General features: G+C 66.7%; 12 protein-coding genes. All 12 read right to left on the bottom strand.

From position 1 onward, the window contains the following. Positions 1–499: 499 nt before the first annotated feature. Entirely contained in the window at positions 500–1,171 is a 672-nt protein-coding gene (locus tag V1318_RS04205; RefSeq protein WP_332937927.1) for a serine acetyltransferase, read from the bottom strand. Next, positions 1,171–2,550 (bottom strand): hypothetical protein, encoded by a 1,380-nt coding sequence (locus V1318_RS04200; RefSeq protein WP_332937925.1) that lies wholly within the window; start codon positions 2,548–2,550, stop codon positions 1,171–1,173. The genes V1318_RS04205 and V1318_RS04200 overlap by 1 nt, the downstream gene beginning before the upstream one ends. 14 nt (positions 2,551–2,564) lie before the next feature. Beyond that, positions 2,565–4,205 carry a hypothetical protein gene (locus V1318_RS04195; RefSeq protein ID WP_332937924.1) on the bottom strand — a complete coding sequence of 547 codons (1,641 nt, stop codon included), beginning with the start codon at positions 4,203–4,205 and terminating at the stop codon, positions 2,565–2,567. Continuing rightward, on the bottom strand, positions 4,168–5,361 hold the full coding sequence (locus V1318_RS04190) for an O-antigen ligase family protein (protein WP_332937921.1): 1,194 nt from the start codon (positions 5,359–5,361) through the stop codon (positions 4,168–4,170). Before V1318_RS04190 ends, V1318_RS04195 begins: the two co-directional genes overlap by 38 nt. A 195-nt stretch (positions 5,362–5,556) precedes the next feature. Next, positions 5,557–6,720, bottom strand: a complete 1,164-nt coding sequence (locus V1318_RS04185; RefSeq protein ID WP_332937919.1) for a glycosyltransferase — start codon at positions 6,718–6,720, stop codon at positions 5,557–5,559. Further along, positions 6,710–8,032, bottom strand: a complete 1,323-nt coding sequence (locus tag V1318_RS04180) for a glycosyltransferase family 4 protein (protein ID WP_332937917.1) — start codon at positions 8,030–8,032, stop codon at positions 6,710–6,712. The genes V1318_RS04185 and V1318_RS04180 overlap by 11 nt, the downstream gene beginning before the upstream one ends. Positions 8,033–8,125: 93 nt before the next feature. Next, the gene (locus tag V1318_RS04175) at positions 8,126–9,262 is read right to left on the bottom strand and encodes a glycosyltransferase family 2 protein (protein WP_332937916.1); all 1,137 of its coding nucleotides are present in this window, start codon (positions 9,260–9,262) and stop codon (positions 8,126–8,128) included. A gap of 17 nt (positions 9,263–9,279) precedes the next feature. After that, a complete protein-coding gene (locus V1318_RS04170) occupies positions 9,280–10,554 on the bottom strand; it encodes an outer membrane beta-barrel protein (protein WP_332937914.1) in 1,275 nt (424 codons plus the stop codon). Between the two features lie 58 nt (positions 10,555–10,612). Continuing rightward, positions 10,613–11,368: a polysaccharide biosynthesis protein gene (locus tag V1318_RS04165; RefSeq protein ID WP_332937912.1), complete on the bottom strand. Its 756-nt coding sequence runs from the start codon at positions 11,366–11,368 to the stop codon at positions 10,613–10,615. After that, the gene (locus V1318_RS04160) at positions 11,365–12,954 is read right to left on the bottom strand and encodes a hypothetical protein (protein ID WP_332937911.1); all 1,590 of its coding nucleotides are present in this window, start codon (positions 12,952–12,954) and stop codon (positions 11,365–11,367) included. Before V1318_RS04160 ends, V1318_RS04165 begins: the two co-directional genes overlap by 4 nt. Beyond that, positions 12,951–13,568 carry an XrtA/PEP-CTERM system exopolysaccharide export protein gene (locus V1318_RS04155; protein WP_332937910.1) on the bottom strand — a complete coding sequence of 206 codons (618 nt, stop codon included), beginning with the start codon at positions 13,566–13,568 and terminating at the stop codon, positions 12,951–12,953. Before V1318_RS04155 ends, V1318_RS04160 begins: the two co-directional genes overlap by 4 nt. A gap of 84 nt (positions 13,569–13,652) precedes the next feature. Then, positions 13,653–14,660 (bottom strand): NAD-dependent epimerase, encoded by a 1,008-nt coding sequence (locus V1318_RS04150; RefSeq protein ID WP_332938349.1) that lies wholly within the window; start codon positions 14,658–14,660, stop codon positions 13,653–13,655.

Genomic DNA, 14,660 nt, shown 5'->3' with positions numbered 1-14,660 from the left:
GGCCGGGGGCGGATGCTAGGGACGGGGGGAAGGGTGTTTTGTGCGCTACGTCACAGTTCACGCGATCTTCACGCGTCAGAGATCGACCAAGAGCGTCTTTTGTGACGCAGAACCTGACGCGGCTGGTCATATTCAGCTGGGGTTCTGGGACATAAATGCTGAACAGGGGTTCCGCTGCCCTGTTTGCGCAAAGTCGCGGCCCGATTCGGCCGCTGCGAGCTTAAGCGCGCTACGGCGGGGTCGCGGAGGAGCCGCCCCCGACTGACCCGGAATAGAGCGTGCCAAGGAACCGGCATGCCTTCACGCGCCGCCGATTTGGCTGACTAGGTCTGGGGTGGTTGCGTCGCATTTTGTGCTGAGACAGCGGCCTGAATGGCCGTCTCGTCGGACGTTTTGGCGGACGCAGACGCCCCCGCTCGGCCGGCACGAGGCGCGGCCAGGGCGGGTTCGCGATCGGCGGTGCGCCGCCGATTTTGGGCGGCGAAAAGGCGGTCCGGCCCTAGCCGAACTTGTCGTCGTAATCGGTCCTGTTGACGTAACCGGCCGAGCCTTCCTGGGAAATGATCCTGCCCGGCACGCCGACCACGACCGAGTCGTCCGGGATGTCCGTCGTGACCACGCAGTTGGCGCCGATCGCGACGTTGTTGCCGATACGGACGCTGCCGGCGATCACCGCCCCGGGACCGATGTAGATGTTGTCCCCCAGGACCGGATAGCCCTGATTCCTGCCGCGGTTCGCCCGCCCGATCGTCACGCCCTGGGAAATGTTGCAGTTGCGGCCGATCGTGGCCTTCTGGCTGACGACGATGCCGCCGAAGTGGCCGATGTAGAAGCCGCTGCCGATGGAGGTGCCGGCAGGGATGGAAATTCCCAATTTGTAGACCAGGTGCCCGAGCACCAGCCGCGCGAACGGATAGAGCGTGTAGCGCAGCAGGGGCCGGCTCTTCGCGTATGCGCAGGTGCGCATCCAGAAGTTGTATCGGTACGATTCGCCGTGGAAGACGTAGCGAAGCAGCGAGGCCCGCTTCGAGTGTCCGGTGATCCGGTACAGATCCGAAAGCAGCAGGAACCGGTATTGCGCAAACGTCATGGCTTGTCCCGCCTGCGGGCGTTGCGAGGATGCGTCGCCGATCCCCGACGCCTGGTTAGACGGACGCAGGCTGTCGTCCATCAGTCGTTCGCCTTCAGCTGCGACACCACGGCCTTGAACTTGCCGTTCGCGGATCGCGGTATCGATTCGACGGGCTCGACGATCACGGTCACGTCTCCCAGGCGCTGGCGTACGCGCCTCTCTATGTCGGCGGCGTCGGTCTGGTCGAAAGCCGCGGCCGCCACGACCTTCACGCGGATGCGGTCCAACGCTTCCTGGACGATCTGGCCTTCGACGATATGGTCCTGGCCGACGAAGATCCCGTGGAACCGGACCATCTGGCGCCCGTCCGGTCCGACCACCACATCCTCGACCCGCCCGAGCACTTCCTTCAGTACCGGCATCTGGCGTCCGCAGGCGCAGGGTTCCGGGTCCCACGAGGCGATGTCGCCGACGCGATAGCGGATGAAGGGCTGGTACCGTCGTACGAACCCGGTGGCCACGACTTCGCCGGCTTCGCCGGGATCGCAGGCGCCACCGTCGGGGCGCAGGATCTCGACGACGCCCGCATCCGGGCTCAGGTGCAGGCGCTGGTACGCGCATTCGCTGGCGAAGACGGCGTTCTCGACCGTCCCGTACTCCTCGAACACCCGGCATCCGTAAGCCCGTTGCATGATCGCGCGCATGTCCGGGCTGAGCTTTTCGCTGGTCGTCACCACGGCCTTCAATGGAGGAACGCGGAGCCCGCGGTCCAGGATGTGGCGCGCGAGCAGGTAGTAGGACACGGCGTATCCGGTCAGCCACTGCGTCTTGTGGCGCCATAGCGCTTCCACGTACTGGTCGGCGTTCTCGCGGCTCAGGTGGAAGGCCGAAAAATAAACCTGGTTTTCCACCCGGTTGTAGCGGTGGAAAGGGCCGTTGCTGTTCGCATCGGGTACCACGATGCGGCCGGAGAAGGTCGCACGGCCTTCGCTGAAGGAAGCCCCCGCCCAGTTGGCGGAGCGCGCTTCGCGCAGCGCCCTGGCGTCGCGCGCCTCCCTGGCCGTCCATAGCGTCTGTACCGGCGTGCCGGTCGAACCGCTGGTGAGGAAGCGGTAGCGCAATAGCGGGCGTACGTCGTCGCGGGCGAAGTCCAGCGGGTTGCTGCGGATCGGATCCTTGGACAGCAGCGGAAGCTCCGACAGGCGCCCTGCGCGCGCCGCCGCCTTTTCGTCGTCGCTCCAGGTCAGCCGATAGTAAGGAATGTGGGCGGCGGCATTGCGGAGCAGCATCTTCAGTTGTTCCGCCTGATACGCGGCGAACTTCTCGAACGGCCAGGCGTCGCGGTCGCGGTATCCCTGCAGGAGCTCGCCGTATCCCGGCCCCGAGCGCAGCCAATGGCGATAGAGACCGAACGCCGAGGCGGCGACGTCCTGGCCCCGTTGCGGGAGACGAGCGTAGATCTTGTCGGTCAGGCCCATGCTGGAGTCCGCCCCTAGTGGATCGGCGCCTTGCCGCATGCCACCGCGCCGGCCTTGCCGTTCGCGGGGCTGCCGGCGAGCGGTCGGGCGTCGAAGGCGGCCAGCGTCATGTTGGCCAGACGGGGGTTGCGATCGCAGATCGTGTCGCCGGGGCAGTCGCGCACGTTCCAGGCGATGTTGCCCGCGTATTGGGTGACGGCCCAGGTCTTGCCGCCGCTGAACCCCGTCAGCTTGGCGGGCTGCAGGTAGTACGCCGATCCGATCACCAGGTTGTCGCTGATCCTGATGCGGTCGGTCGGATCGCCCTCGCTGCGGCCGATCTGCACCGCGCCCTCGCCGCTGATGGTGTTGCGGCGGACGATCGCGCTGTCGTGGCCGGTTGTCACCAGTTGCAGCGTGCTGCCATCGGCTCGGCACAGGTCGCGATCGCTCATGAAGAACTTGCGCTTGAAGAAGCTGCAGTGGCCCACGAGCACCGAGTTCTCGATCAGGGAGTTGCCCCTCAGCTTGACCTGGTTGCCCGCATTGGCCACGGCATGGATGCGACGCAGCGTCACCCGTGTCGCGTCGGCGCCGTCCATATAGCGCAGGTCGAGTCCGTCGGAGGTGTTGTGGTGGACGAAGGCGTCTTCGATCAGCCACTGCCCGCCGGTGTCGGTGGTGCCCAGGCCGTCGCCGTAACCGCCGGTCTGTTGCGCCCAGCACGCCCACGGCTCGCCGCTGGCCACGCGTTCGCCGCAGCCGTTCCAGGCGATCTCGACGTCGCGCAGGACGATCCTGCCGGAGTTGGAACCGCCGTCGCCGATGTTCCCATCCCAGCCCGCTGTGCCGTTGCGGTTGAGCTTGACGCGCTCCAGCGTCCAGTCGCCGATGCCGCCGGCGTTGATGCCGCGGGCCGCGAGCCCATGGATGTCGAGGTCATGCAGCCAGACGTTGCGCGAGGCTCGGGCGTACAGCCCTACGCGGGCCCAGGGCATGGAGCCGGTGCAGGCCGCCGCGGGGTCGGGATGCCTGTGGACGCAGTCGCTGCCGTCGGTGATTTCGAGATGGCCGATTTCCAGGTTCGAACTGCCGTCCAGGTTGAGCACGCGATGCGTGCCCGCGACGCCGATCAGCTTCGGAGCCGCGCCCGGGTTGCCCAGCACGCGTGTCGGATTCGCGCGGCCGGGACCGCTGGGTACGGCCTGCATGGCCCCGCCGCTGCCGATCTGGTAAGCGCCGGCGCCGATCATCAGGGTGTCGCCGCCGGCGATGCGTGCAGGGCCGGAGGCGGGTAGGGCGATGGCAGGACTGTTCCAGGCGCAATCGCCGGCGCCGCCGCCGCCGGCATAGGCGGCGTCGGCGCGACCGTTGCACTGGCGGGCATCGCCGCCGTCGGCGCGAACGTAATAGGTGGTTCCGCCTGCCGACGTCGTCGCTATCGGGATGTCGGACCGGCCGGGACGGCCCGATGGACACAGTTCCGATGCGGGTTCGGCTTCGTCCGCGCACGCGGTCAGGGACGCGAACGCAAACGCCGCGAGCGCCAACCGTGGCGTTCGCCGATGCCTGCTTCCGGTACGACTGCATTGGTGGCGGCGGATGCTGATGCTGTTTCCCCTTGCCCGCGCTCGGACCTCAACGGAACAGGCGCCGGGCCCTCGCAGCCCCCGCAAGCCGCGGCAACGCCCGGGCCGCGAGCGGGAAGCGTTGACCGACCGGAACCGGCATCGGGTTGGGCGTGCTGGAAATCTCCGCCTCCTGGCTCACGTGCGCCTTGATGATGCCGTAGCGCTCCATCAGCCCGCACAGGATCCAGAAGTTGGCCATGATGACGCTGTCGAAGAAGGGGCTGCCGTACAGGTTGCCGAGCGCCATCGACAGGACGGCGAAGGTGAAGCCCAATTCGAGCGTGCGCGCTTGCGAGGGCGCGGCGGCCGCGGCGGAGCGGCGCAGCGAAGCCGCCAGCCGCCAGAGCCGCCAGAACACCCAAAGCAGCGCCAGCAGCCCCAGCGGCCCGCACTCGGCCAGGGTGAGCAGGAAACCGTTGTGCGCGTCCTTGCCGGCGTAGTTGGTGTAATCGCCGATATGCTCGCTGAAGCGCCCCAGGCCCACGCCGGCGGGATGGTCGCGCAGCATGTCGATGGTGCCGTTCCAGATCGAGAAACGGCTGGTGGTGCTGACGTCGAGGGTCACCGAGCCGGTGCCGGAGACCTGCTGGGTCTGTTGGACGCGGTCGACGACGCTGCCGGGCAGCAACGTCGCCGAGGTCGCCACGATCAACAGGGCGGCGAGCATCGCCGCCGGAATGCTGCGCGATACCAGCAGGATCATGATCGAGAACAGGCCGATCAGGTAGGACTGGCGCGAATAGGTCAGCAGGATGGCCATCGCCAGGATCGCGCTGCCTGCGAACGCCGCCCAACGCACCCACCGGCGCTGCCGGTATTGCAGGATCGGCGCGAACAGCATCGGCAGGAACATCGCGAAGAACACGCCCGCGCGGTTCGCCATCTTGATCTGGCCGAAGGGGCCGGTGGCACGCTGGGTCTCGGAAAACTCGCCCAGATTGAACGACAGCCCCTGCAGCACGGCTTCCAGTCCTGCCCCCACGGCGACCAGCAGCACCAGCAGGATCAGCTGCCTGGTCTGCTTCATGTCCAAGCCGCACTTGCGATAGGCGATGTACAGCAAGGGGTACAGGACGGCGACCTTGGCTTCGCGCAAGTCCTTCTCGGCATTGGCCAGGTCGTGCCAATGCGCCGCTATGAAGCCGATCAGCATGGCCAGGAACAGCGCGAGCAAGGGCGGAACGAGATAGCCAGGACGCATCAAGTAGGCGGGTTCTCGCCCGCCCATGAGCATCGCGATCACGAGCAGGGCGACCGAAGTGCCGACGCTGACATCCGCTGGCAGGTGCGCCGTATTCGGAAGAAGGACGATAGGAATGGCATAAAGCAGACGCATCGGATCAGTTCGCCTCGCCGGCGATGCCGGTCGCATGTGCCCGGGATACGAGTTCGGCGTTCATTTCGCCTGGCCGCGCGCGGGGCGTGCGAGCGCGTCGTTGGCGGCGGGACCTCGCGGCCGGAGGCAGCGTTCGTAGACGGCCGATGTCGCGGCACTGAGCGCGTGCGGGCTATGGTGCCGGATCACGTGTTGCGTGGCCGCCTGCGCGAGCCGCGAGCGCAGCAACGGGTCTGCCATGCGCGAGATCGCGATGCGCAATGCCTCGGTGTCGTCGGGGCGGAACAGCAGCCCGGTGCGGTCGTCGTCGATCAGCTCGATATTGCCGCCCACGGCCGAAGCGATCACCGGGCAGCCGGCGGCCATGCTTTCCAGCAGCGCGTTCGAGAGCCCTTCGAAATGGGAAGGCAAGACCAGGAAATCGGCGGCCTGCATCAGTCTGGTCGTATCGGCGCGCTCACCGAGGAAACACAGATCCGCGTCCACGCGTTGGTCCGCAGCGAGCGCTTGGATCGCCATCCGCAGCGGCCCGTCGCCGGCGAGCGCGATCCACGGGCGCTCGCCCGGCCGCATCGTCGCCAAGGCGCGGACCAGGCAGGGCAGGTTCTTGACCGATACGAGCCTGCCGACGAACAGGCCGAACGAGCGCCCATCCGGTACGCCGAGCGAGAGCCGGATCGCCGCACGTTCGTCGCCGGCCAGGCTCGCCGGAATGCCGACGCCATTGGCGATGGTCGCGAACATCGCCTTCGGCGCTCCGGTGCGGCGGGCGGTGGCGTGGGCGCCCGCCTTCGAGTTCGCGATGACGGCGGCGCTTTGGCCTAGGACGAGGCGCTTGAGCCACCAGAACCAGGCCGGCCTGTCGAGCGCAAAACTGCGCTCGGACGCGACCAGCGCCGGCCGCCGGCGCGACAACAGGCGCGCGAGGACCGTAGACCATTCGGCCGTCAGCGAGAAGGCGTGAACGATGGCGTAGTCGCGCTGCCGCAACAGGCGCGCGTAGGCTAGCAGGAAGGCAGGGTCGATCCGGCGGCGCTTCGGCAGGTAGTGCACCACGATGCCGTCGCGCCGGATCGCGTCGGCCAGGAAGGAATCGCAACGGAAGAACGCCAGCTCGGGTTCCCATCGCTGGCGATCCAGGCTCGCGAGCAGATGCTGGACCTGGCGCTGGCTGCCGCCAACTTCCATGCCGTCGATAACCACCAGCAGCCGGTCACGCCGCATGGTTGATGGCTCCTGTCATCAGGCCATGCAGCTTGAGGGCTTCCTTGCGGGCGTCGAATTCCGCTTCGATGCGCTGCCGTGCCGCGATCGACAGTCGCCTGCGCAGCGGCGCGTCGTCCAGCAATCGTTGCAGCGCCTGCGCCAGCGAGGCGGGGTCGCGCTCGGTCGCCAGCAATCCATGCACTTCGTTGCCGATCAGTTCCGGTACGCCGGACACCGGGCAGCTGACGACCGGACAACCGGCGGCCATCGCTTCCATCAGGGCCACCGGAATGCCGTCGCGGCTGCCGTTGGCGGCGATCTGGCAGGGGAGAACGAATATCGTGGCCAGTTCCAGCGCCGTGCGCACGTATTCCTGCGGCTGCGCTCCAGCCAGATCCACCTGTCGCCGCAGCTCGTGGCGATCGATCAGGCTCAGCAGGTCCTCGCGGGCCGGGCCTTCGCCGATCAGGGTGCAATGGAATGGGGTGCCGTTGTCGCGCAGGATCGTCAGGGCTTCGATCAGCGTATGGAAACCCTTTTCGGGAGACAGGCGGCCAACGCCCAGGATCCTGTTTCCGGACGGCTCTTGCGTCCTCACGGAAATCTGCCGCAAGTCGACGCCGCAGTGCACGACCTTCAGCTTGCGCGGTGCCAGCGCGGAGATATTGCGATCCAGCCAGCCCACGTTGTGGCGCGAGATCGTGACCGCCAGCGCCGCGTCGGCGATCTTGCGCGGCAGCAGCTGGTGGTTCCTGAACACGTCATGCGCGTGGCAGGTGAAACCGAATGGGCGTTTCATCACGCGCGCCAGCGCCCAGGCCGAGGTTGTCGGATACGTCGACCAGTGCGCGTGGATGAACTGCGGGTCGAACGCTTGGAGCCAGGGGATCTGGCTCAGGCTGCGGACCAGCGTGGCCAGCGATTTGGCCAGCACCGCCGGAGTGCGCCAGGTGTCTGCGACGATGGTGGCGGCGGCGCCGCAGGTTCGGATGGGGTGCGCGAACAGAACCCGCAGGGTATTCCACAGGGTCGGCAGCAGGCCCAGCGGCTGGCGAACGCGATCCAGCAAGGCCGCGGCGTCCGCCTGGATCATGGTTTCGGCGGAGTGCTTCAGGGAGAGGATGCGTACGTCCACCCCGACCTCGACCAGGGTGCGGATCTCGCGAACGATGAAGGTCTCGGACCAACTGGGAAACTGCGAGACCACGTACACGACCCGCTGCAATGGCTGCTGCGGGACCGCCGCGTAGGCCGCGCCGTGCGTGTGCTGCAGCATCGCGGCCGAGGCGCCTTCGGAGCTGATGAACTCATGGCTTGCCCGCGCCCGCATTGTCGTTTACCCGACCTGTGTTCAGTGAAAACAACGTTGCGTGGCGCCAGCGACGGCCAGTGGTCGAGCGGGGCCGGGGCAGGGCGCTTTCCCTCAGCGCTGGGGAGTCCAGGTCACGATGCGTTCGCCGCGCAGAAACCGGAACAGGCTGAGGGCGGAAGCCAGGTTGGTCAGCAGGAAGTAATAGGGTTTCGCGAGCAAGCGCGACTTCCCCGCCAGGCGCAGCGACGTGAATCCGAGCAGGCCCGAGAACAACAACATCAGTTGCAGGGCCAGCAGCCATAGGTAGCGGCCCTGCAGCGCCAGCGCCAGGTTGGCGAGCAGGGCGAGCATCCAGAACACCGGCGACAGGTACCTGAGCAGCTTGTGAGACCATAGTTGCCAGGCGAATGCGCCGAATCTGAGCGGGTTGAGAAAACGCTTCTGGCTGGCCAGCGCCGAGAGGCTGCGCATGCCGACGCGCACGCGCATGGCCAGTTCGCGCTCGGGATGGTCCAGGGTCTGTTCGTAGCACATCGCATCGGGTTCGAGCACGGTGCGCAGGCCTTGCTCCCGAACCACCATCGCGACGACGAAGTCGCTGATCAGCTCCGGCGCGATCTCGCGATAGGCGGAACGGCGGACCGCATACAGGCAGCCTGAGACGCCGATGAGCGAACCGAGCTCGCTTTCCGCCATCCGCAGCATGATTTCATAGTTCCAGTAGGACGTTCCGCCCTGGCCGGTGGCATCGTCCTGCTGCGCGACATAGCTGAGGCGTCCGGCGACGCAGCCCACCGAAGGGTCGTGGAAATTGCGCGTCATCGCCCGCAGGGCATGGGTTTCGATTCGGGTCGTGGCGTCGGTGAAGAGCAGGATGTCCCCGGACGCGGCTGCCGCGGCCGCGTTCTGGCAGGCGGTCTTGCCCTGGCGTCCTTCGATGCGGAGCAGGCGCACGTTGCGGGCCTTGAGGTCGCGCACGATGCGATCGGTCTCGTCGCTGGATGCGTCCGAGGCGACGATGACGTCGATCTGCTGCTGCGGGTAGTCCAGAGCCAGTACGTTGCGGACCTTGTGCGCGATGTCCTTCTCTTCGTTGTAGGCCGTGATGATCACGGTGACGGACGGGGTGATGGCTTGCTTGCGCGACTCGCGCGGGCGGATGCGCGCGATGGCGATCGCCAGGATCGGATAGCCCGCGTAGACGTACGCCAACAGGCAGACCGACCCCCAGAACAGAACTTCGAGCATGGCGCCGGGCCCCTCCGTCAACGTTGCCACCAGACCGCCAGGAGCAGGGCGTTCTCCGTGTATTCCTGATCCGGCACATTGGACTCTCGTTCGTTCCGGATCGCTTCCACGCGCCAACCCCAATGCCGCGTCATCTGATAACTGACGCCCAGGCTGTACGCACGGTCGCGGTCCTCCTCGCTCCGGCTCAGGAACTCGCGGTCGCGCAATGAACCGGTGAGGAACACGGTGACCAGCGGACGCAAGCGATAGTCGACCTGGAAGAACACGCCGCGTTCGGTTCGATTGGCGTCGGCGCGGTCGATATAGCGCAACTGCCTGTACAGCGGACGTACGCGGAAGCCGGCGCGCTCGCCCCTGTAGCGATAGTCGAGTTCGACGTCGCGCTGCCGGTACACGCCGGACGACACCAGCGAGGAGGCGGTGTCCACCAGGTCGGGAACCAGGCTCTCGTCGGGCTCGCGCAGTCGGACCACCAGATCCTGGACCTGGTCGGCGAACTGATGGCGGGCGCGCAGGCGAACGCGGTTTCGCGAATCGGGCTGCCACTGCACCGTAGCCCGCGCGACCGTCGTCGTCGGGTCTTCGCCGATGTCGCGGTTCAGGCGCGAATGGCCGAGGTCCAACTCGTACTCGACCTTGCGCAGCCTGCCTTCGTAGCGGACGAAGGCGTCGTGTCGCGTGTAATCGACGGCGAACGGGGCGTCGTCGAACTCGGCTTTCGTGGAGATCAGGTTAAGCGAAGCTTTCGACGTGGGGGTGAGGTCGCGCTGCAGGGAAGCGGCCGCGCTGTGGCGCTTGCCGTCGAAGTCGGGCGCCACTTCGGCATGCGTGCTGACCCCTCTGAGGTCCAGCTGGAAGCGGGTGGCATCGCCCAGCCGAGCGAAGAAGCTGGGGCCGCCGAGGAAGATGTTGACCCGTTGCAGGTTGCCCGGATACCGCCCGCCACGGATATCGATCGGCTCCTCGCTCAGATAGTCCTCCAGAACCAGGTTCAGCCGTTTCGGCAGCAGCGACCAGTTCAGCTGCCCGGCGAATTCGCTGCGGGTCTCGTCGTCGAACCGGCTGCCGAAGTAGTGGCGACGCTCGAGTTGGCCGCGTGCCTGCAGCTCGACCGATGCCCCTGATTCCTTGAACTCGAAATTCAAGCGGGGCACCAGGACCGTTTCCGTCGCCTGGTTGTCCTCGCTCAGATTGATGTTGTCGCTGTGCAGCGCCTCCAGCTCGAAGCGGTAGTCGAGTTGTCCGGCCTGCGCACTTCCCGCCAACGCGGTCGCCGCGATAATCGCCACGTGCAGCCCGGTCCGGCGCGCGCGCGTCCGGGGCGGATCTGGGGTCGCACCGCGGCGATCAGGCGCTCTCATTGAAAATCACGCCGGCGAACTTAGCGGGATCGAAATTGGCGGCGGCCGCCGCGATCTCGGCGGGAGTGTTCCGGCCGTATCCTGCGACCAGGACCACCACGTCCGCCAGTTCCGACAGGATGCGCGCGTCGGGCGCGCCGAGCGTCGGCGGGCTGTCCAGGAAGATGTAGCGGTCGGAGTAGCTGCTTCGCAGGGAGTCGAGCAGAAGACGCATGCGGAACGAGGAGAAGTATTCGGTCTCCATCTCGCTGTAGGCCGACCGTCCTGCCGGAATCAGCTTGAACCGCGGGATGACGGTGCTGTAGATCATGTCCTCCACGTCGGCGTCCGGGTCCTCCAGGTAGTTGATCAGGCCGCCGCGGGAGTCGTTGATCTTCATCACGGAGTGTTGGACGGGATGCAGCAGGTTGCAATCGATCAGCAACGCGCTCCGCTCCTGGTCGAGGGTGACCGTGAGCGCGAGATTGCGGGCCACGAAGCTCCCTCCGCAGCCCGGACCGACCGGCGCGACCAAAGTGATGAAGTTGTCCGCCGTGGTCGCCAGCAGGCGGGTGCGCAGCTCCCGGAAGGCGTTGACCAGTTGCCGGTTGGCGCCGTCGGCGAAGGGGATGATCGAGCGCTCGATCAATTGTTCGGGCGTCAGGCTCGTGCCCCCTTCGCGGCGCGCCACGCTTTTGTTCCCATGTCCGATGTCAGTCATGTTGGCCGATGCGTCTGCTGCGTGGCGATTGAAGTCGTTCATAGGACATCCGTCATTTTCAGGACGAACACGACGCCGTAGATCAAGGGCACGGCCGCGAACAGGATCGATCCCAGCTTGAGTCGCTTGGCGTGCTGTTCGGTCTGGTCGTGCGTCAGGTGCAGCGGGATGACCCCGAGCACCGGAAGTCCCGCGTCGCGTTCGATCTGCAGCGGAGACCGCACGCGCGGATCGTGCTTGACCAGCATCGACAGCAGTACCAGCGGGACGACCGTCGCCAGCAGCAGGCCGGCCACGGCGAAATGCATCAGGCGCAAGCCCGTGGACTGCAGCGGGGTCGTCGCCGGCTCCAGGATCTGGAAGCCGAGGCTGCGTCCGTCGGCGTCCAGGCTCATCGAAACGCGCGCGTTCTCGCGGCGCTTGAGGAGGTCGTCGAACATTTCCTTGTTGACGTCGTGTACGCGGGTCAGGGCGGTGACGGTGCCTTCGGCGCCGATGATCCGGCGGCTGCGTTCCAGTTCCTCGCGCAGCAGCGCCTGGGCCGTGGCCAGGCGCGACGCCGAGGCGGCGCCCTGGCGGCGGACTTCCGCCAGCTGGGTGCGAAGCTGCTGGTAGACCGGGTTCATCGATGCGGTGCCGCCGGGCAGCACGGCCATCCCGCCGGAATTGGTTCCGGGATTGTTCCGCAGCTCGCGGATCTGGTTGCGGACCCGGACCACGTCCGGATGCTGGGCCGTATAGGACAGCATCAGACGATCCTGTTCCGCCTGCAGGGTCGCGAGCTGGACGTTGGTCTGGGTGGAGCGGGAGATCGTGTTGAGCTGGCTTTCTCGCGAGAGCAGGCTCATCACCTGGCGCTCCTGCGCACCGACGTCGGCCAGATCCATGCTGGCGTTGTCGGTCGCCCGGCGCAGCTCCGCGATGCGCGCGGACACATCGGCATCGACGCCAGGCATGGCGTCCGGGTTGGAACTGCGATAGTCGCGCAGCTTGCGGTCGGCTTCGGAGAATGCGCGCTGGTAGTTCTCCACTTGCGCATCGATGAACTGATACGCGGAACGGCTAGCGCGCGCCCTGGATTCCAGCACCTGTTCTATCAGCGCCTCGGAGAATCGCTTGGTCACCGCGTAGGCGCGTTTCGGATCGGAATCCGAATAGGTGATCTTGACGAGGCTGAGCTTGGGGTCCGTCGAACGTGTCTGGGCACGATCGGTGACCACGATGTCCGTGCTGTTGATGATGGAGTTGATCAACTCCTGCTTCTGCAGCGGACTGGGATGTCCTTCCAGCCAACCGCCGGCCTTCAGCACGTCGTCCATGACGCGGTGCCCGAAGAGAACTTCGCGCGAGATGACGGCGCGGGCGACCTCGTTGGGGGCGGTGGTGCGCCCTTGCATGAGCGGCGCGATCGGGGTGTTGTCCTGGACGAGCACCATCGCCGACGATTTGTACGTGGACGGATTGAGCAGGCCCCAGGTCAGGAACAGCAGGGCTATGGCGGCGAATATGGTGGCGAGCGGCAACAGGTAGCGCCGGAATTCCCTTCGGGCGAGCGACAGCATGGTCAGCGTCGGCAGGCGTTCCGCCGACGTGCCTGGCAACAGCGGTTGCCCGTAGGGATTGTTCACAAGACGCGCTCCGGTACCGTGATCACGTCGCCGGGAGCGACCTTGTAATTGGTGCTGAGATCACCGGCATTGAGAATGTTGTCCAGCTGCACGCCGTAGGCCTGCGCGCCGTCGCCGTTCTTGCGGTGCAGGCTGGAACGGTCGGGCGCGGCGAACTCGGTGACGCCGCCGGCCGCCAGGACCGCATCCAGCACGGTCATGCCCTGCCGGTAGGGAATCGAAACCGGCGTGCGTACCGCACCGGTGACCCGCACGCGCGACAGGTATTCATGGCTTCGCAGCTCGGTGATGATCACCGTCACCTGGGGCTCGATCACGAAGGCCGCGAGCTTTCCCTGCAGTTCCTTGGCGACGGCGTCGGGCGTACGGCCGCCGGCCATGATGTCGCCGACCAGCGGAACCGAGATCTTGCCGTCCGGTCGGACCGGCGCGGTGACGCCCAGCTCGGGATTGCGCCAGACCGAAACCTGGACGAGGTCGTCGACGCCGATCTGGTATGCGTCCGCGACCGGAGCGGCGGCCGGCGGGGCGCCCGACGCGAGGTGCCCCGAACTGGCGCAACCGGCAAGCAGAAGGGGCAGAACCAAAGCCCGAAGGGAGGCTGCGAGGCGCATGGCGATTCTCCGATTGACCCCTCTTGAACAACGCCGGGCGCCGACGCACCCGGCCAAATCCAACGTTGGACAAGACCCGTTCCTTCAGGCCCCGTAGTAGTCGCGGTACCAATCGACGAAGCGAGCGACGCCGACTTCCACCGGAGTCGACGGCGAGTAGCCCACATCCCGGCGCAAGGCTTCGACGTCGGCGCAGGTATCGGGCACGTCGCCCGGCTGCATGGGCAGCAGGCGTCGCTCGGATTTGCGCCCCAGGCAGTCTTCGAGCACCTCGAGGTAGCGCAGCAGTTCGACGGGTCGGTGGTTGCCGATGTTGTAGAGCCGATAGGGCGCGCCGGAACTGGCGGGCGAGGGCGCCGCCGCGGCCCGGTCCGGGTCGGGCATCGGGATCCGGTCGAGCGTGCGGACGATGCCTTCGACGATATCGTCGATGTAGGTGAAGTCGCGGCTGTGACGGCCGTGGTTGAAGAGCTCGATCGGCTCGCCGGCGAGGATCTTGCGCGTGAACAGGAACAGCGCCATGTCCGGCCGACCCCAGGGGCCGTAGACGGTGAAGAAGCGCAGCCCCGTCGTCGGCAACCCGAACAGATGGCTGTAGGTGTGCGCCATCAGCTCGTTGGCCTTCTTGGTCGCGGCATACATGCTCACCGGATGGTCGACGTTGTCGTCGACCGAGAACGGGAGCTTGCGATTGGCGCCGTACACCGAACTGGAGGACGCGTACACGAGGTGTTCTATGGCGCGGTGGCGACAGGCTTCCAGGATGTTCAGGAATCCGACGACGTTGCTGTCGACGTAGGCGCGGGGGTTTTCCAGCGAGTAGCGCACGCCGGCCTGCGCCGCCAGGTTCACGACCCGCTGCGGTCTGAACGAGGCGAAGGCCGCGTCCACGGCCGTGCGGTCCTCGAGCGAGCCGAGCACGAAGCGGAAATTCGCCTGCGGCAGCAGGCGCGCCAGGCGGGCCTGTTTCAGGCTCGGGTCGTAATACGCGTTGAGGTCGTCGAAGCCGAGCACTTCGTCGCCTCGCGCCAGCAGGGTCTGGCTCAGCTTTGCGCCGATGAAGCCCGCCGCGCCGGTGACCAGAACGCGCAT

The organism is Lysobacter sp. CCNWLW3 (assembly GCF_036697405.1).
Lineage (GTDB): Bacteria > Pseudomonadota > Gammaproteobacteria > Xanthomonadales > Xanthomonadaceae > Lysobacter.
This window is presented reverse-complemented; position numbering and strand designations above follow the sequence as displayed.